Annotated in this window: 18 protein-coding genes; 14 read left to right on the top strand and 4 right to left on the bottom strand. The window is 64.3% G+C overall.

Going from position 1 to position 20,928, the window contains the following annotated elements; genetic code table 11:
- The first annotated feature begins 2 nt into the window (after positions 1-2).
- Genes tauB through tauD form a run of 3 tightly spaced genes read left to right on the top strand, consistent with a single transcriptional unit; the run spans position 3 to position 2,510 of the window.
- Complete coding sequence (tauB, locus tag ACIPW4_RS01815) at positions 3-791, top strand: taurine ABC transporter ATP-binding subunit (protein WP_400654301.1); 789 nt, start codon at positions 3-5, stop codon at positions 789-791.
- Positions 788-1,627 (top strand): taurine ABC transporter permease TauC, encoded by an 840-nt coding sequence (tauC, locus tag ACIPW4_RS01810; protein WP_400654299.1) that lies wholly within the window; start codon positions 788-790, stop codon positions 1,625-1,627. The genes tauB and tauC overlap by 4 nt, the downstream gene beginning before the upstream one ends.
- Positions 1,628-1,676: 49 nt before the next feature.
- Positions 1,677-2,510 carry a taurine dioxygenase gene (gene tauD, locus ACIPW4_RS01805; RefSeq protein ID WP_400654297.1) on the top strand — a complete coding sequence of 278 codons (834 nt, stop codon included), beginning with the start codon at positions 1,677-1,679 and terminating at the stop codon, positions 2,508-2,510.
- 133 nt (positions 2,511-2,643) lie between these two features.
- On the opposite strand, the gene betT is transcribed toward tauD, so the two are convergent.
- Together betT and epsC are read right to left on the bottom strand one after the other, a co-directional pair.
- Positions 2,644-4,605, bottom strand: coding sequence for a choline transporter BetT (betT, locus tag ACIPW4_RS01800; protein WP_400654608.1), 1,962 nt, complete (start codon positions 4,603-4,605; stop codon positions 2,644-2,646).
- A 213-nt stretch (positions 4,606-4,818) separates the two neighbouring features.
- Positions 4,819-5,751, bottom strand: a complete 933-nt coding sequence (gene epsC, locus ACIPW4_RS01795; RefSeq protein ID WP_400654295.1) for a serine O-acetyltransferase EpsC — start codon at positions 5,749-5,751, stop codon at positions 4,819-4,821.
- A gap of 275 nt (positions 5,752-6,026) precedes the next feature.
- Here epsC and tcyJ point away from each other — a divergent pair, with 275 nt between their 5' ends.
- The 9 genes from tcyJ to ACIPW4_RS01750 all read left to right on the top strand — a co-directional run bounded on the left by tcyJ (position 6,027) and on the right by ACIPW4_RS01750 (position 14,972).
- Positions 6,027-6,821: a cystine ABC transporter substrate-binding protein gene (gene tcyJ / locus ACIPW4_RS01790; RefSeq protein ID WP_400654293.1), complete on the top strand. Its 795-nt coding sequence runs from the start codon at positions 6,027-6,029 to the stop codon at positions 6,819-6,821.
- Positions 6,818-7,486 carry a cystine ABC transporter permease gene (tcyL, locus tag ACIPW4_RS01785; protein WP_400654291.1) on the top strand — a complete coding sequence of 223 codons (669 nt, stop codon included), beginning with the start codon at positions 6,818-6,820 and terminating at the stop codon, positions 7,484-7,486. Before tcyJ ends, tcyL begins: the two co-directional genes overlap by 4 nt.
- 1 nt (position 7,487) lies before the next feature.
- Complete coding sequence (gene tcyN / locus ACIPW4_RS01780) at positions 7,488-8,243, top strand: L-cystine ABC transporter ATP-binding protein TcyN (protein ID WP_400654290.1); 756 nt, start codon at positions 7,488-7,490, stop codon at positions 8,241-8,243.
- Between the two features lie 281 nt (positions 8,244-8,524).
- Complete coding sequence (locus ACIPW4_RS01775) at positions 8,525-9,766, top strand: SfnB family sulfur acquisition oxidoreductase (protein ID WP_400654289.1); 1,242 nt, start codon at positions 8,525-8,527, stop codon at positions 9,764-9,766.
- A 95-nt stretch (positions 9,767-9,861) separates the two neighbouring features.
- Complete coding sequence (locus ACIPW4_RS01770; protein WP_400654288.1) at positions 9,862-11,043, top strand: SfnB family sulfur acquisition oxidoreductase; 1,182 nt, start codon at positions 9,862-9,864, stop codon at positions 11,041-11,043.
- Positions 11,043-12,434, top strand: a complete 1,392-nt coding sequence (locus ACIPW4_RS01765; protein WP_400654286.1) for an LLM class flavin-dependent oxidoreductase — start codon at positions 11,043-11,045, stop codon at positions 12,432-12,434. Before ACIPW4_RS01770 ends, ACIPW4_RS01765 begins: the two co-directional genes overlap by 1 nt.
- Positions 12,427-13,227 carry a MetQ/NlpA family ABC transporter substrate-binding protein gene (locus ACIPW4_RS01760; protein WP_400654284.1) on the top strand — a complete coding sequence of 267 codons (801 nt, stop codon included), beginning with the start codon at positions 12,427-12,429 and terminating at the stop codon, positions 13,225-13,227. Before ACIPW4_RS01765 ends, ACIPW4_RS01760 begins: the two co-directional genes overlap by 8 nt.
- Before the next feature lies 1 nt (position 13,228).
- On the top strand, positions 13,229-14,338 hold the full coding sequence (locus tag ACIPW4_RS01755) for a methionine ABC transporter ATP-binding protein (RefSeq protein WP_400654282.1): 1,110 nt from the start codon (positions 13,229-13,231) through the stop codon (positions 14,336-14,338).
- Complete coding sequence (locus ACIPW4_RS01750; protein WP_400654281.1) at positions 14,328-14,972, top strand: methionine ABC transporter permease; 645 nt, start codon at positions 14,328-14,330, stop codon at positions 14,970-14,972. The genes ACIPW4_RS01755 and ACIPW4_RS01750 overlap by 11 nt, the downstream gene beginning before the upstream one ends.
- 116 nt (positions 14,973-15,088) lie before the next feature.
- On the opposite strand, the gene dibA is transcribed toward ACIPW4_RS01750, so the two are convergent.
- Positions 15,089-16,984, bottom strand: coding sequence for a phosphodiesterase DibA (gene dibA / locus ACIPW4_RS01745; RefSeq protein WP_400654279.1), 1,896 nt, complete (start codon positions 16,982-16,984; stop codon positions 15,089-15,091).
- Positions 16,985-17,133: 149 nt separating this feature from the next.
- Here dibA and desA point away from each other — a divergent pair, with 149 nt between their 5' ends.
- Both desA and ACIPW4_RS01735 read left to right on the top strand, forming a co-directional pair.
- The gene (gene desA / locus ACIPW4_RS01740; RefSeq protein WP_400654277.1) at positions 17,134-18,318 is read left to right on the top strand and encodes a delta-9 fatty acid desaturase DesA; all 1,185 of its coding nucleotides are present in this window, start codon (positions 17,134-17,136) and stop codon (positions 18,316-18,318) included.
- 141 nt (positions 18,319-18,459) lie between these two features.
- A complete protein-coding gene (locus ACIPW4_RS01735) occupies positions 18,460-19,446 on the top strand; it encodes a GGDEF domain-containing protein (protein ID WP_400654606.1) in 987 nt (328 codons plus the stop codon).
- Positions 19,447-19,558: 112 nt separating this feature from the next.
- Here the strand turns inward: ACIPW4_RS01735 and ACIPW4_RS01730 are convergent, their stop codons facing one another.
- Entirely contained in the window at positions 19,559-20,854 is a 1,296-nt protein-coding gene (locus ACIPW4_RS01730) for an HDOD domain-containing protein (RefSeq protein ID WP_400654275.1), read from the bottom strand.
- Positions 20,855-20,928 lie beyond the last annotated feature (74 nt).

Below are 20,928 nucleotides of genomic sequence, written 5' to 3'. Positions count from 1 at the left end.
CCATGGCCTTGCTCGAACTGGAGCGCATCAGCGCACAGTACCCCGGCGCCACCGCCCCGGTGCTGGCCGACATCAACCTGAGCCTGGGGCCACGCCAGCTGCTGGTGGCCCTGGGGCCGTCCGGCAGCGGCAAGACCTCGCTGCTCAACCTGATCGCCGGCTTCGTCGCCCCCAGCAGCGGGCGCATCACCCTCGACGGTGTACCGGTAGAGGGCCCGGGCGCCGAGCGTGGCGTGGTATTTCAGGACGACGCCCTGTTGCCGTGGCAGAACGTGCTGGGCAACGTCGCCTTCGGCCTGGAACTGGCCGGAGTGCCACGCGCCCTGCGTGAAACCAAGGCCCGCGAGATGCTGGCCCTGGTCGACCTCGACGGCTTTGCCGAGCGGCGTATCTGGCAACTGTCCGGCGGCCAGAAGCAGCGCGTAGGCCTGGCCCGGGCGCTGGCCGCCGACCCACGGGTGCTGTTGATGGACGAACCGTTCGGCGCCCTCGACGCCTTCACCCGCGAGCAGATGCAGGAACTGCTGCTGCAAGTCTGGCAGCGCACCGCCAAGCCGGTGTTCCTTATCACCCACGACATCGAGGAAGCGGTGTTCCTCGCCAGCGATCTGGTACTGCTGGCGCCCAACCCAGGCCGCGTGGTCGAGCGCCTGCAGCTGGACTTCGGCCAGCGCCATGCGGCTGGAGAGCCGGCCCGGGCGATCAAGTCCGACCCACGCTTCATCGAAACCCGCGAACATGTACTGGCCCGCGTGTTCGCCCAACGCCAAAGCCTGCAGGAGCGCGCATGAACAGCCTGGACCTGCCGGTCGCCGGCAAACGTGCCCCCCACACCCGGCCTGCCCCTCAGGCGCGCCGCCCATTGTCTACCCGCTGGATCAGCGCACTGACCCTGGCCAGCCTGCTGCTCGCCTGGTGGCTGGTAACGGCTGCCGGTTGGGTCGAGCCGCTGTTCCTGCCCTCGCCCGGCGACATCCTGACCAAGGCCTGGAGCTTGCTCACCCAGGGTTACATGGACGCCAGCCTGTGGCAGCACCTGGGCGCCAGCCTGGGCCGCATCGGCCTGGCGCTGGGCGCTGCGGCCCTGACCGCCATCCCCGTCGGCATCGCTATCGGCTACAACCGCGTGGCCCGCGGCATCCTCGACCCGCTGATCGAGTTGTACCGGCCGATCCCGCCGCTGGCTTACCTGCCGCTGATCGTCATCTGGTGCGGCATTGGCGAGCTGTCCAAGGTGCTGCTGATCTACCTGGCGATCTTCGCCCCGATCGCCATCGCCACGGCCACCGGCGTGCGCACTGTCGACCCGGCCAAACTGCGCGCGGCGCAGTCGCTGGGGGCGACCCGGGCGCAACTGGTTCGTCACGTGATCCTGCCCAGTGCCCTGCCCGACATCCTGACCGGTGTCCGCATCGGCCTCGGGGTCGGCTGGTCGACCCTGGTCGCCGCCGAACTGATCGCAGCAACCAGCGGCCTGGGCTTCATGGTGCAGTCGGCCGCACAGTTCCTGGTCACCGACGTGGTGGTGCTGGGCATCCTGCTGATCGCCCTGATCGCCTTCGCTCTGGAAATGGGCCTGCGCGCCCTGCAACGCAAGCTCGTGCCCTGGCACGGGCAAAACCACTGAATGCCTGTTGACCACGCCAGCAGCCTGGCGCCTGATTGAAGAGACCGACATGAGCCTGACCATCACCCCCCTCAGCCCGGCGCTGGGCGCGCAGATCAGCGGCGTGGACATCAGCCGCGACATCACCGCCGAACAGCGCGATGCCATTGAGCAGGCGCTGCTCCAGCACCAGGTGCTGTTCTTCCGTGAGCAACCGATCACCCCGGAGCAACAGACGCGATTCGCCGCCCGTTTCGGCGACCTGCACATTCACCCGATCTACCCCAACGTGCCAGAGACGCCGCAGGTGCTGATCCTCGACACGGCAGTCACCGATGTGCGCGACAACGCCGTGTGGCACACCGACGTGACCTTCCTGCCGACCCCGGCGCTGGGTGCAGTGCTCAGCGCCAAGCAGTTGCCAGCCTATGGCGGCGACACCCTGTGGGCCAGCGGCATCGCGGCGTTCGAAGCCTTGTCGGCGCCGCTGTGCGAGATGCTCGATGGCCTGACCGCGACCCATGACTTCACCAAGTCGTTCCCGCTGGAGCGCTTTGGCACCACGGCCGAAGACCTGGCGCGCTGGGAAGCGACCCGGCGCAACAACCCGCCGCTGTCGCACCCGGTGGTGCGCACGCATCCGGTGAGCGGGCGCAAGGCGTTGTTCGTCAACGAAGGGTTCACCACGCGTATCAATGAGCTGAGCGAGCTGGAGAGCGAGGCGCTGCTCAAGCTGCTGTTCGCCCATGCGACGCGGCCGGAGTTCACCATTCGCTGGCGCTGGCAGGAGAACGACGTGGCGTTCTGGGACAACCGCGTGACCCAGCATTTTGCGGTGGATGATTACCGGCCCAATCGGCGGGTAATGCACCGGGCGACCATCCTTGGGGATACCCCCTTCTGACAGGCCCCTGGGAGGCCTTCGGCCTCCTTTCGCGACACAAGGCCGCTCCTACAGGGGTACGCGATCTCCTGCAGGAGCGGCCTTGCCGGGGCGCCGGACCGGTCGGAAAGGGCCGCAAAGCGGCCCCGACGATCTAGCGGACCAGATGCAGGAACTGCATGTGCCGCTCGTACTGGTCGAGGATGTCGTTGATGATCTGCTCCTTGCTGTAGCCCACCAGGTCATAGTTCTGGCTACCTTCGCTCAGGTGCACCTCGGCTCGGTAGTAACGGCGGTTCTTCAACTCCTGCGTGCCCAGCCCACCCAGTGCGAACGATGGCGTGAAGTAGCCACGCATCTGCACCTGGTAGATGAACGGCTGCTCCTCGCCATGGCCAACTTTCAAACTGACGTTGTCATGGCTCGGGTCGTCCTGGGTCACCAGCACCAGGCCCTTCTGCTCGAACACCTCGCGCACATCGGCAATGGCCGGGCGCACCACGTCGTCCATGAAGCGGTACACCTCATCGCGCGACGGGAAGTGCACGGCCTGGCTCAGGCGTTGACGCCAGCCACCGCGACCACGGCGTGACTGGGCGAAGGGCGCCAGCGAATGCATCTGCGCGATCTGCCGCTGGCTCTCCAGGTAAAAGGCCTTGTGCAGCCCCCACATCATGCACAGCAGAATCAGCGAGAACGGCAACGAGGTCAGCACCACCGCCGACTTCAACGAGTCGATGCTCCCGGCGAACAACAGCCCGCTGGTGATCAGGGCCGTCATCACACCCCAGAAGATACGCAGCCAGTTCGGCCCATCCTCGTCGGCATCGCCGCCCTTGGCGGACAAGGTCGACAGCACCACGGTGCCGGAGTCGGCCGAAGTGACGAAGAACACGAAGCTGATGAACACCGTCACGGCGATCACCGTCTTGCTCCACGGGTAAGTTTCCAGCAGCAGGTACAGGCTCATCGACGGGTTGTCCAACGCCGACTGGCCGAGCGCGGTCATGCCGTGGTTGATCACCTGGTCCAGCGCGCTGTTGCCGAAGATCGACATCCACGCCAGGGTGAAGCCCAGCGGTATCAGCAATACGCCGAAGACGAATTCGCGGATGGTGCGGCCACGGGAAATACGTGCGATGAACAGCCCCACGAACGGCGACCAGGCAATCCACCAGGCCCAGTAGAACACGGTCCAGCCACCCAGCCAGTCACGTTGCTCGCCGTAGGCGTACACGTCGAAGCTCTTGCTCGGCAAGGCGCCGAGGTAATCGCCGAGGTTCTGGATCAAGGTGTTGAACAGGTGCTGGGTGGGCCCGGCGAACAGCACGAACAGCAGCAGCGCGCAGGCCAGAAACAGGTTGATGTCGCTCATCACCCGTACGCCCTTCTCTACACCCGCCACGGCTACGGCCACCGCCGCGCCCATCATCAGCGCGATGAGGATCACCTGCACCCACTGGCTATGGCTGATACCGAACAGGTAGTCGAGGCCGGCGTTCAGGTGCAGCACGCCAAAGCCCATGTCGGCGCCCAGGCCGAAAACTGTGGCGATGATGCCAAAGCCGTCCACTGCATAGCCGATCGGGCCGTTGATACGCTTGCCGATCAGCGGGTACAGCGCCGAACGCAAGGCCAGCGGCAGGTTGTGCCGGTAGGCGAAATAAGCCAGGGCCATGCCGACGAAGGCGAACACGCCCCAGCCATGCAGGCCCCAGTGCAGGAACAGGATCTGCATCGCCTGGCGCCCGGCTTCGGCTGTGCCCCCTTCGCCCTGGGGCGGGGTGAGCATATGGGTCAGCGGTTCGGACACGCAGAAGAAGAACAGCGTGATGCTGATACCGGCGGCGAACAGCATGCCGGCCCATGACAGGTAACTGAACTCGGGTTCGTCGTGGTCGGCGCCAAGTTTGATCTTGCCGTAGCCAGACAAGGCGGTGACCACCACGAACACCAGGTACAAGGTCATGGCCAGCATGTAGTACCAGCCGACCGTGTTGGCCGCCCAGTTCTGCGCAGCCAGCAACCACTCGCCGGCAGCTTGCGGGAAGGCGATGACCACCAGGCCGAAGAGCAGAATGAAACTTGCCGCGAAGTAGAACACTGGAGGGTTCATGCGGATCTTGCCAGTGGCAAGGGATGGGGACGGTGCACTCATGAAACAGGCACCTCGTCGATCGACGTGAGGCTCGGGATGAACGGGTTCAGCAAAGGAATCCTCCTGTTGAACACCGGCAGCGGACCAGCGTTTTTCATTGAACAAGCGTTCAAGTTAAACATGGATCCGCTTTCAAAGCGAACCAGGCCGCCGACTGGCGCCCCTTGTGAATCAGTTTTTGTCCTGGCAATCCAGCTGCAGATTGGCCTGGGTGATGTTGCTTTCGGCCGGCACGCTGCGGGTCAGCCAGACATTGCCACCAATGGTCGAACCCTTACCGATGGTAATCCGCCCCAGGATGGTCGCCCCGGCATAGATCACCACGTCGTCCTCGACAATCGGGTGGCGTGCCAGGCCCTTGTGCAACGTCCCCGATTCATCGCTAGGGAAGCGCTTGGCGCCCAGGGTAACCGCCTGGTAGATACGCACCCGCTCACCGATGATCGCGGTCTCGCCAATCACCACGCCAGTGCCGTGGTCGATGAAGAAGCTCTGGCCGATCTGCGCGCCTGGATGAATATCGATACCGGTGGCCGAATGCGCCAGTTCCGAGCTGATCCGCGCCAGCAGTGGCAGGCCCGCCTTATAAAGATGGTGAGCCAGACGGTGGTGGATGATCGCCAGGATCCCTGGGTAGCACAGAAGCACCTCATCTACGCTGCGCGCAGCCGGGTCGCCGTGATAGGCCGCCAGCACATCGGTGTCGAGCAATACTCGCAGGCCCGGCAAGGCCGCTGCAAAGTCCTGGATCAGGCGCAGGGCCTGGGCATCGATGCCCTGCAGCTCCGTATTGCTCTGGCGTGCGGCATAACGCAGCTCCAGCCGCGCCTGCACGAGCAGTGCCGTCAGCGCCGCGTCGAGGGTATGGCCGACGTAGAAGTCCTCACTCTCTTCACGCAGGTCGACCGGACCCAGGCGCATCGGGAACAGCGCCCCGCACAGCTGCTCGAGAATCTGCCGCACGGCCTCGCGCGAAGGCAGCTCGCGCCCGCCCTGCTCGCCACTGCTGCGGCCATTGCGGCTGCGCCATTGCTCGCGGGCAGCGCGCAGGCCACTGACGATGCCATGCAGTTGCCAGTGCCCAGATGAAGGTTGTTCGCTCACGGTGTTCTCCTGCCGAAGGTGGCCGATCTGTCGTTATGCAAACCACTTTACGGCAAATACGTCCCTTGGAAAAAACAACGCTTTATTCCATCCTGCGCTAAGTCCGGCATAAGCCGCGATGACGGCGACAGCATCCTGGCCTAACCTCAAAAGCAGCCAATGGCTGGCCAGGTTCAAGAACGAGAATAAGAAAATAAGTTTTTATTATTTCCTGGCCTATCAAGCCAACTCTATAGTCGCCACCCACTACTTCCACAACAAGCGCGGGGCCTGACATGTCGAAATTCGCCAAACCGCTTCTCAACGCCAGCCTGGCCATCCTGCTCGGTACCGGGCTGTTCAGCCAGGCATTCGCTGGCGAGCAGCTGAAGACCATCCAGGAAAAAGGCGTGATCAACGTCGGCCTCGAAGGGACTTATCCACCGTTCAGCTTCGTCGACGAAAGCGGCAAGCTGGCCGGCTTCGAAGTCGAGCTGTCCGAGTTGCTGGCCAAAGAGCTGGGGGTCAAGGCCAAGATCCAGCCGACCAAGTGGGATGGCATCCTCGCTGCGCTGGAGTCCAAGCGCCTGGACGTGGTAGTCAACCAGGTGACCATCTCCGAAGAGCGCAAGAAGAAGTACGACTTCTCCGAGCCCTACACCATCTCCGGCATCCAGGCGCTGATCCTGAAGAAGAAGGCCGAGCAGCTGAACATCAAGGGCGCGCAGGACCTGGCTGGCAAGAAGGTCGGCGTAGGCCTGGGCACCAACTACGAACAATGGGTGAAGCAGGACGTGCCGAAGGCTGACGTGCGCACCTATGAAGACGACCCGAGCAAATTCGCCGACCTGCGCAACGGCCGCATCGACGCCATCCTGATCGACCGCCTGGCTGCACTGGAGTACGCCCAGAAGGCCAAGGACACCGAGCTGGCAGGCGATGCCTTCTCGCGCCTGGAAAGCGGCGTGGCCCTGCGCAAGGGCGAGCCAGAGTTGCTGACAGCGATCAACAAGGCCATCGAAAAACTCAAGGCCGACGGCACGCTGGCCAAGCTGTCCGAGAAATACTTCGGTGCCGATGTCACCAAATGATCGCTGAAAGCCTGCAACTCGTTGCCGACTCCACGCCCTTCCTGTTGAAGGGCGCGGGTTATACGGTGCTGCTCAGCGTGGGCGGCATGTTCTTCGGCCTGCTGCTGGGGTTTGCTCTGGCGCTGATGCGGCTGTCGAAGATACTGCCGCTGAACTGGCTGGCCCGGGTCTACGTCTCGTTCTTCCGTGGCACGCCGCTGCTGGTGCAGCTGTTCGTGATCTACTTCGGCATGCCGCAGATCGGCATCGAGCTCGACCCGATCCCGGCCTCGCTGATCGGCCTGTCACTGAACATGGCGGCCTATGTCTGTGAAATCCTGCGTGCGGCGATCTCTTCGATCGACCGTGGCCAGTGGGAGGCTGCGGCCAGCATCGGCATGACCCGCACCCAGGCCATGCGCCGGGCGATCCTGCCCCAGGCACTGCGCACCGCGTTGCCGCCGCTGGGCAACAGCTTCATCTCGCTGGTCAAGGACACCGCGCTGGCAGCGACCATCCAGGTACCCGAGCTGTTCCGCCAGGCGCAGCTGATCACCGCGCGTACCTTTGAAGTGTTCACCATGTACCTGGCCGTCGCGGTGATCTACTGGATCCTCTGCAGCATCCTCGCGCACTTCCAGAACCGCATGGAAGCGCGGGTCAACCAGCACGACCAGGAGCAATGAGATGATTGTCGTCAAAGGCCTGACCAAGCAGTTCAAGGGCCAGACCGTGCTCAACGGTATCGACATGACCGTGCAGCCCGGTGAAGTGGTGGCCATCATCGGCCCCAGTGGCTCGGGCAAGACCACCTTCCTGCGTTGCCTCAACCTGCTGGAAACCCCGGATGCCGGGCAGATCCAGATCGGCGCCATCAGCATCGATGCCAACCGCCCGCTCGGCGGCCAGCAGGGTGCGATCCGCCGCCTGCGCCAGCAGGCTGGCTTCGTGTTCCAGAGCTTCAACCTGTTCCCCCACCGCACGGCCCTGGAAAACGTCATTGAGGGCCCGGTAATCGTCAAGAAAACACCTCGTGATCAAGCCATCGAACTCGGCCGGCGCCTGCTGGCCAAAGTCGGCCTGGCGGGCAAGGAAGACGCCTACCCACGGCGCCTGTCCGGCGGCCAGCAGCAACGTGTGGCGATTGCCCGCGCGCTGGCCATGGAACCTGAAGTGATCCTGTTCGACGAACCCACCTCGGCACTCGACCCGGAGCTGGTCGGCGAGGTGCTGGCGACCATCCGCGGCCTGGCCGAGGAAAAGCGCACCATGATCATCGTCACCCACGAAATGAGCTTTGCCCGTGATGTGGCGAACCGGGTGATCTTCTTCGACAAGGGCGTGATCGTGGAACAGGGCGAGGCCAAGGCGCTGTTTGCCAACCCGAAGGAAGAGCGTACCCGGCAGTTCCTGCGCAAGTTCCTCGGGACTGCTGCCTTGTAGGAGCGGCCTTGTGTCGCGAAAGGGGCGCGAAGCGGCCCCCGGATCGGCGCAGCATTCAGAATTGCCGGGGCTGCTACGCAGCCCTTTCGCGACACAAGGCCGCTCCTACAGCGAACGAGCCAGCCTCGGGGTCGTTGATTTGCTTCTTCTATGTATATTCCAAAAAGGTAGTTCATTAACTTTTAATAAGCCATTAGGGTATATACACCGGACCACCGGACCAGCAAATGTCTGTCGCCATCAGCTGAAGCGACGCATCCACTTTGTGAGGTTCGGTTCTGATGACCACCCAGCCAAATACCCCATTCCACAGCGACCTCGACAACTCGCCCCTGCTGCTGCCGGCCAAGGTTTTGCGCAACGACGCCGAAGCCCTGCAAGCCGCCCGGGAGCTGGCCGCAAGCGCCCGTGAGCAGGCCGCCCGCCGTGACCAGCAACGCAAGCTGCCTTGGGCAGAAATCGAACAGTTCACCCGCAGCGGCCTGGGCAGCATCACTGTGCCCAAGGCCTATGGCGGCCCGGACGTCTCGTTTGAAACCGTCGCCGAGGTGTTCCGCCTGATCAGTGCCGCCGACCCAGCGCTGGGGCAGATCCCGCAGAACCAGTTCGGCATGCTGCAACTGCTGCGCCTGACCGCTACCGAGGCCCAGCAGGCGCTGATCTTCCGTAGCGTGCTGGACGGCTGGCGCATCGGCAATGCCGGTCCCGAGCGCGGCACCAAGGACACTCTGACGCTCAAGGCCAGGATCACCCGCAGCGGTGACGGCTATCGCATCAGCGGTGAGAAGTTCTATTCCACCGGCGCGCTGTTCGCCCACTGGGTCGCAGTCAAGGCGCTGGACGACGAAGGCCATCAGCGCCTGGCCTTCGTCCGCCGCGCCAGCCCGGGGCTGCGCATCGTCGACGACTGGTCCGGCTTCGGTCAGCGCACCACCGCCAGCGGTACCGTGCTGCTCGACCAGGTGCCGGTCGACGCCGACCTGGTTATCGACAACTGGCGCCAGCGCGACATCCCCAATATCCAGGGCGCGGCCTCGCAGCTGATCCAGGCGGCCATCGATGCTGGCATCGCCGAGGCAGCCATTGAAGACACCATCGCGTTCGTCCGCGAAAAGTCCCGGCCCTGGATCGAAGCCAAGGTCGAGCGTGCCAGCGATGACCCCTACGTGATTGCCGACATCGGCCGCCTGAAACTTGAGCTGCATGCCGCCGAGGCGCTGCTGCGCAAGGCCGCGCGGGTCCTTGACGAGGTCAATGCAGGAGCGATTGATGCCGCCGCCGCAGCGCGGGCGTCGATTGCCGTGGCCGAGGCCAAGGTGTTGACCACCGAAATCTCACTGCAGGCCAGCGAGAAGCTGTTCGAGCTGGCAGGCAGCCGCGCGAGCCTGGCCGAGTTCAACCTCGACCGGCACTGGCGCAATGCCCGGGTGCACACCCTGCACGACCCGGTGCGCTGGAAGTACCACGCGGTTGGCGCTTATCACCTCAACGGCACGCTGCCTGCCCGGCATTCCTGGATCTGAATTTGAGGGCCCTGGGGGCTGCTGCGCAGCCCTTGTGGGAGCGGCCTTGCGTCGCGAAAGGGCCGCAACGCGGCCCCATGGCCCCGGAGAACACCATGACAACATCCGTTATCACCAGCGACAGCCAAGCCCTGGCTGTCGCCGAACACATCGCCCAGCAACTCAAACGCGACAGCGCCCTGCGCGACCGCGAACGCCGCCTGCCCCACGCCGAACTGGAGCTGTTCACCCGCTCAGGCCTGTGGGCCATCAGCGTCCCCAAAGCCTTCGGCGGCGCTGGTGTGTCCAACGTCACCCTGGCCCAGGTCATCGCCCGCATCGCCCAGGCCGATGCCTCCCTCGGCCAGATCCCACAGAACCACTACTACGCCCTCGAAGTGCTGCGGGTAAACGGCAGCCCCGAGCAGCAGCAGCGCCTTTACGCCGAAGTGCTGGCCGGCCGCCGCTTCGGTAATGCCTTGGCCGAGCTGGGCACGAAAACCGCCCACGACCGCACCACCCGCCTGATCCGCGACGGCGCCGGCTACCGCATCAACGGCCGCAAGTTCTACGCCACCGGCGCGCTCTACGCCCAGCGTATCCCGACCTCGGTGATCGACGAGCAAGGCCGCCAGCAGCTGGCCTTCGTCCCCGCCGACAGCCAGGGCCTGCAGGTGATCGACGACTGGAGCGGCTTCGGCCAGCGCACTACCGGCAGCGGCTCGGTGGCATTCGACAACGTCTGGGTCAGTGCCGATGACGTGGTGCCGTTTCAGAGCGCTTTCGAGCGCCCGACCCCGGTCGGCCCGCTAGCGCAGATCCTTCATGCCGCCATCGACACCGGCATCGCCCGCGCCGCCCTTGATGACGCCCTGCACTTCGTGCGTACGCGCAGCCGGCCCTGGGTCGACTCCGGCCAGGACAAGGCCAGCGACGACCCGCTGACACTGAAAAGCTTCGGCCAGCTGGTGATCCGCCTGCATGCCGCTGAAGCGTTGCTCGAACGCGCTGGCGAGTTCCTGGACCGTGCCCAGGCCGACAGCCAGGCCGATACCGTGGCGGCCGCCTCCATCGCCGTTGCCGAAGCGCGGGCGATCAGCACGGAAGTCTCCCTCGCCGCCGGCACCACGCTGTTCGAACTGGCCGGCAGCCAGGCCACCCTGGCCGAGCACAACCTCGACCGCCACTGGCGCAACGCCCGCGTGCACACCCTGCACGACCCGGTGCGCTGGAAGTACCACGCCATTGGCAACTACTACCTGAACAACGAAAACCCACCACGCCGGGGTACTATCTGATGGCCAAGCAGATCCTGCTAAACGCCTTCAACATGAACTGCATCGGGCACATCAACCATGGCCTGTGGACCCACCCACGGGACACCTCGACCCAGTACAAGTCGCTAGAGTACTGGACCGACCTGGCGCGCCTGTTGGAGCGCGGGCTGTTCGACGGGCTGTTCATCGCCGACATCGTCGGCACCTACGACATCTACGGCAATTCCGTCGACGTGACCCTCAAAGAGTCGATCCAGCTGCCAGTCAACGACCCGCTGCTGCTTGTGTCGGCCATGGCCGCCGTCACCCGCCACCTGGGTTTTGGCCTGACCGCCAACCTGACCTACGAAGCGCCGTACCTGTTCGCCCGGCGCCTCTCCACCCTCGACCACCTGAGCAACGGCCGGGTCGGCTGGAACATCGTCACCGGTTACCTCGACAGCGCCGCCCGCGCCATGGGCCTGGAGCAACAGCCCGAGCACGACCGCCGCTACGACCAGGCCGACGAGTACCTGCAGGTGCTGTACAAGCTGCTGGAAGGCAGCTGGGCCGATGACGCCGTGGTCAATGATCGCGAGCGCCGGGTTTATGCCGAACCGGGCAAGGTGCGCAAGGTGCGCCACCAGGGCGAGTTCTACAAGGTCGAGGGCTACCACCTGTGCGAGCCCTCGCCACAACGTACGCCGGTGCTGTTCCAGGCTGGCAGCTCGCCACGCGGCCTGGCGTTTGCTGGCAACCATGCCGAGTGCGTGTTCATCAGTGGCCAGGACAAGGCCGCCACCCGTGCCCAGGTCGATAAGGTACGTGCTGCCGCCCAGGCTGCTGGCCGTGATCCGCAGGCCGTGAAGGTGTTCATGGGCATCACGGTCATCGTTGCGCCCACCGGGCAGCAGGCTCAGGCCAAGCATGCCGAGTACCTGCAGCATGCCAGTGCGGAAGCCGGCGTGGCGCACTTCGCCGCCTCTACCGGTATCGACTTCGCCGCCTACGGGCTGGACGACCCCATCGGCGCCAGCAAGGGCAACGCCATCCAGTCGGCCACCCGCCAGCTGCAGGAAAACGCCTGGACCCGCCGCCGCCTGCTGGAGCAGCACACGCTGGGTGGGCGCTATGTAACCGTGGTCGGCGCTCCCGATGAGGTTGCCGAACAGCTGATCGCCTGGATCGACGAGACCGGCCTGGACGGCTTCAACCTGACCCGCACCGTCACCCCGGAAAGCTACGAGGACTTCATTGATCTCGTGGTCCCGCAACTGCAGCAACGTGGCCGCTACAAGACCGCCTACGCCGACGGCACCCTGCGCGAGAAGCTGTTCGCCAGCGACCACCCGCACCTGCCCGCCGGTCACCCAGGTTCGACCTACCGCAACATCTCTACCCCTGCCCCGACTGGAGCCCTGCACCATGCTTGAAAAACTGTTCCGGCCCGTCGCGGCCATTGCCATCACTCTAGGCCTGTCCACCAGCGCTCTCGCGGCCGAACCGCTGAAGATCGGCACCACTGCGGCCTTCGCCATCCCCCTGGAAGCGGCGGTGGAAGAAGCCCACAAGCAAGGCCTGGAAGTGAAGCTGATCGAGTTCAGCGACTGGATCGCGCCGAATGTCAGCCTCAACAGCGGCGACATCGACGTGAACTACTTCCAGCACATCCCCTTCCTTGAAAACGCCAAGGCTGCGGCCGGCTTCAACCTTGTGCCCTATGCCCCGGGCATCATCAACAACGTCGGCCTTTATTCGAAAAAATATAAAAGCTTCGCCGAGCTTCCCGAAGGCGCCAGCGTGGCCATCGCCAACGACCCGATCAACAGTGGCCGCGGTCTGCAGCTGCTGGCCAAGGCAGGTCTGATCACCCTCAAGCCGGGCGTCGGCTACAAGGCCACCGAAGATGACATCGTCGCCAACCCGAAGCAGCTGAAGATCCTCCAGGTCGAAGCCGTGCAACTGGTGCGCGCCTATGACGACGCCGATCTGGTGCAGGGCTACCCGGCCTACATCCGTCTGGCCAACGGCTTCGATGCCACGTCGGCGCTGCTGTTCGATGGCCTGGAAAACAAGGAATACGTGATCCAGTTCGTCATCCGCCCGCAAAGCAAGGATGACCCGCGCCTGGCCAGGTTCGTCGATATCTACCAGCACTCGCCTGCCGTGCGCAGCGCGCTGAACAAGGCCCATGGCAGCCTGTACCAGGCCGGTTGGGAAGGCTGACATGAGCCAGGCCAATGCGCTCAGGGCGCCCACCGCACAACCATCGCCGCCAACGGCCCGGGAGCAGGCCCTGCGCCCGGAGGTCAACGAAGCCCATGTCCGTTTCATCGGGCTTGGCAAGACCTACCCTGGCCAGCAGCAACCCGCGCTGCACGGCATCGACCTGAACATCCGCCGTGGCGAGATCTTCGGCATCATCGGTCGCAGCGGCGCTGGCAAGTCATCACTGCTGCGTACCATCAACCGCCTCGAACAGCCGAGCCAGGGCCGCGTGCTGATCGACCAGGTGGACATCGCGCCGTTCGACGAAGACCGGCTGGTGGCGCTGCGCCGGCGCATCGGCATGATCTTCCAGCACTTCAACCTGATGTCGGCCAAGACCGTGTGGCAAAACGTCGAGCTGCCACTGAAGGTGGCAGGCGTGGCCAAGCCCGAACGCCAGCGCAAGGTGCGTGCGCTGCTGGAGCTGGTTGGCCTGCAGGAAAAGCATCACGTCTACCCCGCGCAGCTGTCCGGCGGCCAGAAGCAACGGGTCGGCATCGCCCGGGCACTGGTGCATGACCCCGAGATTCTGCTGTGCGACGAAGCCACCTCGGCGCTGGACCCCGAGACCACGGCGTCGATCCTCGAACTGCTGCGCGACATCAACCGGCGCCTGGGCCTGACCGTGGTGCTGATCACCCACGAAATGGCCGTGATCCGCGACATCTGCCACCGCGTGGTGGTGCTGGAACGTGGCGCGGTCGTCGAACAGGGTGAAGTCTGGCGTGTGTTCGGCAGCCCACGCCATGAGGTTACCCGCACCCTGCTCGCGCCATTGCAGACCCAGCTGCCTGCGGCGTTGCAGGCAAGCCTGCGGGCCAGCCCGGTGGGCCGTGACAGCGCGGTGGTGCTGAAACTCAGCCTGCTCGGCGAGCCGGCGTTGTCCGACCTGTTCGCCGAACTGGGCGGGCGCGTGCGCCTGCTGCAGGGGGGCGTGGAGACCATCGGCGAGCATGCGCTCGGGCAACTGATCCTGTCGATTCAGGGCTCGCCGCACGACACGCATCAATTGCTCGAACGCGCCCGCCGCTGGGCCGAAGACGTGGAGGTACTGGGCCATGTGGTTTGATCGCTTGCTCGAAGGCCTGCTCGACACCCTGCTGATGGTGGGCGTGTCCTCGTTGGTCGCGCTGCTGGTGGGGGTACCGATGGCGGTGCTGCTGGTCACCAGCGACAAGGGTGGCATCTTCGAGGCACCGCTGCTGAATCGGGTGCTGGGTGCCTTCGTCAACCTGTTCCGCTCGATCCCGTTCCTGATCCTGATGGTCGCACTGATCCCCTTCACGCGGCTGGTGGTGGGCACCACCTACGGTGTGTGGGCCGCCGTGGTGCCACTGACCATCGCCGCGACACCGTTCTTTGCGCGGATTGCCGAGGTGAGCCTGCGCGAAGTGGACCATGGCCTGGTGGAAGCGGCGCAGGCCATGGGGTGCCGGCGTTGGCACATCGTCTGGCATGTACTGTTGCCAGAGGCGCTGCCGGGGATCGTGGGTGGGTTCACCATTACCCTGGTGACGCTGATCAATTCCTCGGCGATGGCCGGGGCGATTGGCGCGGGTGGGCTGGGGGATATTGCCTATCGGTATGGGTATCAGCGCTTCGACAGCCAGATCATGTTGACCGTGATTGCCATGCTGGTGGCGTTGGTGGCGCTGATCCAGGTCGGTGGGGACCGGTTGGCGAAAGGCTTGAACAAACGGTGAAGGCATGGGGCCGCTTTGCGGCCCTTTCGCGACACAAGGCCGCTCCTACAGAAGACCGCGATCCCTGTAGGAGCGGCCTTGTGTCGCGAAAGGGCTGCAAAGCAGCCCCGGCTGTCTCAGCCCCAGCGCAGATCCGCAGCCGGCACCGGCCGCCCGAACCAGTACCCCTGCCCCAGCTGGCACTGCTGCTCCAGCAGGAACCGCGCCTGCTCTGCCTGTTCGATACCCTCGGCATGCACCTGCATGCCCATGCTCCGCGCCAGGGCAATGATCACTCGCACAATCGCGATGTCATCATCATCCATCGGCAAGCCGGCCACGAAGCCCTGGTCGATCTTCAGTTTCTGCACCGGCAAGCGCTTGAGCCGTAGCAGCGACGAGTATCCCGTGCCGAAATCATCAATGGCCAGGTTCAAACCCAGTTCACGCAGACGATGCAGCTGCTCCAGCGCCACCTCCGGGTCTTCCATCACCGCGCTCTCGGTCACCTCCAGCTCCAGCAGTGCCGGGTCCAGGCCGGTCTGGTGCAGCACATCGGCCACCTGCCGATACAACTCATGCTGGCCGAACAGGCGGCTGGAGATATTGACGGCAACGAACTCCAGGGTGTGTCCGTCTTCTTGCCAGCGGACCATCTGCCGGCAAGCCTCGCTCAGCACCCAGGCATCGATCTCGGCAATCAGCCCGGTGCGCTCGGCGATGGGGATGAACTCGCCGGGTGGCACCAGCCCGCGCTCAGGGTGCTGCCAGCGGACCAGCGCCTCGACCCCGACCATCTTCACCGTCATCAGGTCATGCACCGGCTGGAAGAACACCCGCAGCTCATCTTTGGCCAGTGCCCGACGCAGCTCGCTCGCGGTTTCCACCCGGTGCTGGGCGTGAGCGGTCAGCTCTTCGGTGTACAGCGCATAGCAGGCACGGCCATTGCCCTTGGCCTTGAACAGCGCCGAATCGGCATTGCGCAACAGTTGCTCGGCGCTCAGGGCGTCGTTGGGGAACAGGCTGATGCCCACACTGGCACTGATGAACAGGCGGTGCCCATCGAATTCGAAGGGCTCACGCATACGCTCGATAATGCCCTGCGCCAGCTTGCCCGCCCGGCCAACCTGCTGGCAGTTCTCGGCCAGCACGCCGAATTCGTCACCGCCCAGGCGCGCCAGCGTCACATGGCTGCCCACAGTCTCACGCAAACGTTCGCCCACCAGTTTGAGCAACTGGTCGCCAATGGTATGGCCAAGGCCGTCGTTGATGCTCTGAAAGTGATCGAGGTCGAGCAACAGCAAGGCGCAACCGCGCTTGCTGGCCTGCGCCGCAACCAGCGCCTGTTCGGCGCGGTCGTTGAACAGCAGGCGGTTGGGCAAGCCGGTGAGCGGGTCGTGATGGGCCAGGTAAGCCAGTTCCTGCTCGGTATGCTTGATCGCACTGATGTCGCTGAACACCGCCACATAATGGCTCAGCTCACCGCTGTCGTCGCGGATGGCACAGATGGTCTGCCACTGCGGGTAGATTTCACCGCTTTTACGACGGTTCCAGATCTCTCCGCTCCATTCCCCCTTGTCGGCCAGGGCCGCATAGATCTGCTGGTAGAACGACACGCCGTGGCGGCCTGACTTGAACTTGCTGGGGCGCTGGCCCAGCACTTCCTCCTGCTGGTAGCCGGTGATGCGCATGAAAGCGCGGTTGACGTGCACGATCAGGCCCTGGCGATCAGTCACCAACACGCCCTCCAGGGTGCTGTCGAACACCGCTGCAGCCATGCGCAGGCGTTCGCGGTCCTCACTGCGCAGACGGGCGCCGATGCCGATGAAGTTCAGCAGACGGGCGCGGGACACGAAAATCAGCAAGGCACTGACCAGCACCCACACCACCACGTTGATCTGGCGGCCCACGGTCAATGCCAGGGGGTCGTCAGACATACTGCGCAGGACCACCTCGGCCAGCACCAGCCAGAGGAACGAGAGCACCACATACAGCGCGGCCATGCGCAAGGCGTCGCGAACGGAAGCAGTCATGTCGGGGGGGAAAACCCATGAAAAAAGATGGGGGATTATAAAGGCATGAAACATGCCGTGACTTCCTATCTGAAAGGGTGACTGGTTTTATTTCCCCGCCAAGGGATAATCACACCCTTCTCCCTGCATTCCCGAGGGCTTCTACACCTATGTGGTACAACGGTCTGCTCGACTTGTCGGCCTGGCAACTGGTTGGCGTCACCCTGCTGATGACCCACGTGACTATTGTCAGCGTCACTATCTACCTGCACCGCTACTCCGCCCATCGCGCCCTGGAGCTCAATGGCGCGCTCAAGCACTTCTTCCGCTTCTGGCTGTGGCTGACCACGGCACAGAACACCCGCGAATGGACGGCCGTGCACCGCAAGCACCACGCCAAGTGCGAAACCCCGGATGACCCGCACAGCCCTGTGTACAAGGGCCTGGGCACGGTACTGCGCAAAGGTGCCGAGCTCTACCGCGAAGAGGCACGCAACCCCGAAACCCTGCGCATCTATGGCAAGAACTGCCCTGATGACTGGATCGAGCGCAACCTCTACTCGCGCTACAAGCTCGGCGGCATCGTGCTGATGGCGGTCATCGACCTGCTGCTGTTCGGCACCATCGGCATCACCATCTGGGCGGTGCAGATGATGTGGATTCCGTTCTGGGCCGCCGGCGTGGTCAACGGCCTGGGCCACGCGGTGGGCTACCGCAATTTCGAATGCCGCGACGCCGCCACCAACCTGGTACCTTGGGGCATCGTCATCGGTGGCGAAGAGCTGCACAACAACCACCACACCTATCCCAACTCGGCCAAACTCTCGGTCAAACGCTGGGAGTTCGACATGGGCTGGGCCTGGATTCGCCTGTTCTGCGTGCTGCGCCTGGCCAAGGTGCAACGGGTGGCGCCCATCGCTCACCGCGTCGAGGGCAAGGCCAACCTGGACATGGACACCGCCATGGCCATCCTCAACAACCGTTTCCAGATCATGGCCCAGTACCGCAAGCTGGTGATCGGCCCGCTGGTCAAGCAAGAGCTGGCCAAGGTGGATGCCTCGGTACGCCACCGCTTCCACCGCGCCAAACGCCTGCTGTCGCGTGAAACCAGCCTGCTGGAAGATCGCCACCACGTGCGCATCGAAAGCATGCTCGCCCACAGCCAGGCGCTGAAGACCATTTACGAGAAGCGCCTGGCCCTGCAGCAGATCTGGGCCCGCACCAGCGCCAACGGCTACGATATGCTGGCGGCCATGAAGGACTGGATACACGAGGCCGAGGCCAGCGGTATCCACGCCCTGCGCGACTTTGCAGCACAACTGAAAACCTATTCCCTGCGCCCCACCGGCACCTGACGGCCGCTGATCGGCACGTCCTGCAATGGGGCGTGCCTGCAGGAACTTCCCCCCTGAAAATCCACTCAAAGACGGCACATCGCCCGCGTGGCGGGCCGGTTCGTGGCCGCGCGCCTCACCGTCGAGAACTGCTCCGTGCTCATGGCCAAAAACCCGCCTCCGTCGCTGTCAGGCACCCCGCCTCCCGAAGCTGCACAAACCTTGCTGGCCCTGCTCCACGCCCAGGGCGAAGTTGCCCGCCTGAGTGAGCGTGAGCAGCTGTACAGTTCGCTGCTCGACAGCGTCAACGCCGTGCTCTGGGCCTTCGACTGGGAAACCCGCCAGGTGCTCTACGTAAGCCCTGCGTACGAACGCATCTTCGGCCGCCCGGCCAGCCTGGTGCTGGCCGACTACAACGAATGGCGCGACAGCATTTACCCCGACGATCTGGAATTCGCCGAACGCAGCCTGGCCCAGGTGCTGCTCAAGGGCTCGGTGGAAGACCGCGAATACCGCATCCTCAACGCCAGCGGCCAGGTGCGTTGGCTCAGCGACAAGTGCTATATCAACCAGCAAAGCGAAGGCGACCGGGTGATCATCGTCGGCATCGCCGAAGACATCACCGAAAAGAAGCAACTGGAAGGCGAACTGCAGCGCCTGGCCACCACCGACGTGCTGACCCAGAGCAGCAATCGCCGGCACTTCTTCGAGTGTGCCCAGCAGGCCTTCGACAGTGCCCGTGAAGACGGCACGCCATTGGCCTTCCTGCTGCTGGACATCGACGACTTCAAGCGTATCAACGACAGCTACGGGCACCCGGAGGGCGACCAGGTGCTGCAGCGCATTGCCGATAGCGGCAAGGCCGTGCTGCGCCGTGGCGACCTGTTCGGGCGAATTGGCGGGGAGGAGTTCGCAGCGGTCTTCCCAGGGTGCAATGCGCAGGTGGCCGAGCAGATTGCCGAGCGGTTGCAGCGGGAGATTCAGCGGCAGGGCTTCAGCCATGGCGATGAGACGTACAGCGTTACCGTGAGCCAGGGACTGACTGGGCTGACGGACGATGATGAGTCGCTGGACAGCTTGTTCGCCCGCGCCGATGCGGCGATGTACCGGGCCAAGCGGCAGGGCAAGAACCAGATAGTCCGCGGCTGACTGGGGCCGCTTCGCGCCCCTTTCGCGACACAAGGCCGCTCCTACAGAAGTACGCGATCTTCTGTAGGAGCGGCCTTGTGTCGCGAAAGGGCTGCGAAGCAGCCCCAGTATCTCAAGTCGAAGGTTGTTCTTCTGGAGCAGACGGCTCCTCACCCTTGGCTTCCACCACAGGTTCCTTCACTTCCTCCTGCGGCTTCACCTCAGGATTCTCCACCTTGCGCAACCGGCTCAGCTCCGGCAGCCCAACCTTCAGCAACCGTGCCGTCTTGTTGTTGGCAACCTTCTCCAAACCCTGTTCCGCCGGCAGGCGCGCCAGTTGCCCGGCCAGGTTCATGGCCAGGATCTCCCGCGAATACACCCCGCCACCCAGCTGGTAGATCGCCGCGATCAGCTCACGCAGGCTCAGCGGCAAACGCCAGCGGGTACGCAGGGCCGAACCGAATGCTGCGCCGAACTCATCGAGCGACAGCTTCACCCGCTCTTCGTCCAGTTCGCCACCGGCCAGGCGCCACTCCTGCAAGCAACGCAAAACTGCCAAGTCGCCCAGGCAATGCAACAAGCCGGCGCAGTAGCAGCGCTCCTGATCCAGTTCAAGCATGCGCGCCAGCGAGCGACCATATTCGGCCGTGTGCAGCGACAGGTTCCAGTAATGGGCGGCCTGTTGCGTCAACAGCGGGTCGCCAAGGCGCGCACTGCGCTTGAGAGTGAGACCGAGGATCAGGTTCATGCTCTGGGTGCTGCCCAGCTTGTTCAGTGCCTGCATCAGCGTCTGCACCGGTGCTTCACGGTGCAGGCTGGCACTGTTGGCAGCGGCGATAAGCACCGCCGTGACCTGCGGGTCGCTGCGCACTTCCTCTTCGAGCACCTTGAGGTTCAGGCCTTGCGGGTTCAGCGCGCGCTTGATCGCCACCTCCACATCGGCGAACAGAGGCCCACCATCGGCGGTGGCACGGCGTTGCTCAAGGTAGCCCGGCAGGCTGGCGCCGGGCTGCAACGGCGGCACCGGGCAGGCGATCTGCTCGCCCACAGCCAGCAGCAGCTGTTCCAGGCTCTTGCGCAGCTTGTCCAGATTCAATGGTTTGCTCAGGTAAGCCGTGGGGTGCAGCGGCAACGCTTCGCGCACGCTAGCGCTGTCGCTACGGTTGCTCATGAGAATGAACGGCAGCCCCGGGCCCTTGGCGCGTACCTTGCGCAGCAGGTCGAGGCCATCGAGCCCTGCCAGCTCCCGGGCAGCGATAATCAGGTCGGGCTTGCTGGCCAGTGCCGTGAGTGCCTGCGAGCCGTCGGCGCAGACCTGCAGGCGGGCGTCGCAACGCACGCTGAGCAACATCTCGCTCAGCATTTCGCGTACAAAAGGATCGCCTTCGGCAATCAATACGCAAGGTGAAGTGGGGTCTGCAGCACTCATGGCCAACTCCTGAATATCCCTGACACACGGTCCTTCGCAGCTTCCAAGGCAAGTCCTTCCACAACCATAGCGCC

The organism is Pseudomonas sp. NPDC089996, from assembly GCF_044748405.1.
GTDB lineage: Bacteria > Pseudomonadota > Gammaproteobacteria > Pseudomonadales > Pseudomonadaceae > Aquipseudomonas.
This window is presented reverse-complemented; position numbering and strand designations above follow the sequence as displayed.

What these genes read in the sequence shown, in the direction of transcription:
- ACIPW4_RS01730 (WP_400654275.1), bottom strand. Translation starts at nt 20,854, where the DNA reads ATGAGTGCTGCAGACCCCACTTCACCTTGCGTATTGATTGCCGAAGGC.
- tauD (WP_400654297.1), top strand. Translation starts at nt 1,677, where the DNA reads ATGAGCCTGACCATCACCCCCCTCAGCCCGGCGCTGGGCGCGCAGATC.
- desA (WP_400654277.1), top strand. Translation starts at nt 17,134, where the DNA reads ATGTGGTACAACGGTCTGCTCGACTTGTCGGCCTGGCAACTGGTTGGC.
- tcyN (WP_400654290.1), top strand. Translation starts at nt 7,488, where the DNA reads ATGATTGTCGTCAAAGGCCTGACCAAGCAGTTCAAGGGCCAGACCGTG.
- tcyL (WP_400654291.1), top strand. Translation starts at nt 6,818, where the DNA reads ATGATCGCTGAAAGCCTGCAACTCGTTGCCGACTCCACGCCCTTCCTG.
- tcyJ (WP_400654293.1), top strand. Translation starts at nt 6,027, where the DNA reads ATGTCGAAATTCGCCAAACCGCTTCTCAACGCCAGCCTGGCCATCCTG.
- tauB (WP_400654301.1), top strand. Translation starts at nt 3, where the DNA reads ATGGCCTTGCTCGAACTGGAGCGCATCAGCGCACAGTACCCCGGCGCC.
- betT (WP_400654608.1), bottom strand. Translation starts at nt 4,605, where the DNA reads ATGAACCCTCCAGTGTTCTACTTCGCGGCAAGTTTCATTCTGCTCTTC.
- tauC (WP_400654299.1), top strand. Translation starts at nt 788, where the DNA reads ATGAACAGCCTGGACCTGCCGGTCGCCGGCAAACGTGCCCCCCACACC.
- ACIPW4_RS01755 (WP_400654282.1), top strand. Translation starts at nt 13,229, where the DNA reads ATGAGCCAGGCCAATGCGCTCAGGGCGCCCACCGCACAACCATCGCCG.
- ACIPW4_RS01735 (WP_400654606.1), top strand. Translation starts at nt 18,460, where the DNA reads ATGGCCAAAAACCCGCCTCCGTCGCTGTCAGGCACCCCGCCTCCCGAA.
- ACIPW4_RS01760 (WP_400654284.1), top strand. Translation starts at nt 12,427, where the DNA reads ATGCTTGAAAAACTGTTCCGGCCCGTCGCGGCCATTGCCATCACTCTA.
- ACIPW4_RS01750 (WP_400654281.1), top strand. Translation starts at nt 14,328, where the DNA reads ATGTGGTTTGATCGCTTGCTCGAAGGCCTGCTCGACACCCTGCTGATG.
- ACIPW4_RS01770 (WP_400654288.1), top strand. Translation starts at nt 9,862, where the DNA reads ATGACAACATCCGTTATCACCAGCGACAGCCAAGCCCTGGCTGTCGCC.
- ACIPW4_RS01775 (WP_400654289.1), top strand. Translation starts at nt 8,525, where the DNA reads ATGACCACCCAGCCAAATACCCCATTCCACAGCGACCTCGACAACTCG.
- dibA (WP_400654279.1), bottom strand. Translation starts at nt 16,984, where the DNA reads ATGACTGCTTCCGTTCGCGACGCCTTGCGCATGGCCGCGCTGTATGTG.
- ACIPW4_RS01765 (WP_400654286.1), top strand. Translation starts at nt 11,043, where the DNA reads ATGGCCAAGCAGATCCTGCTAAACGCCTTCAACATGAACTGCATCGGG.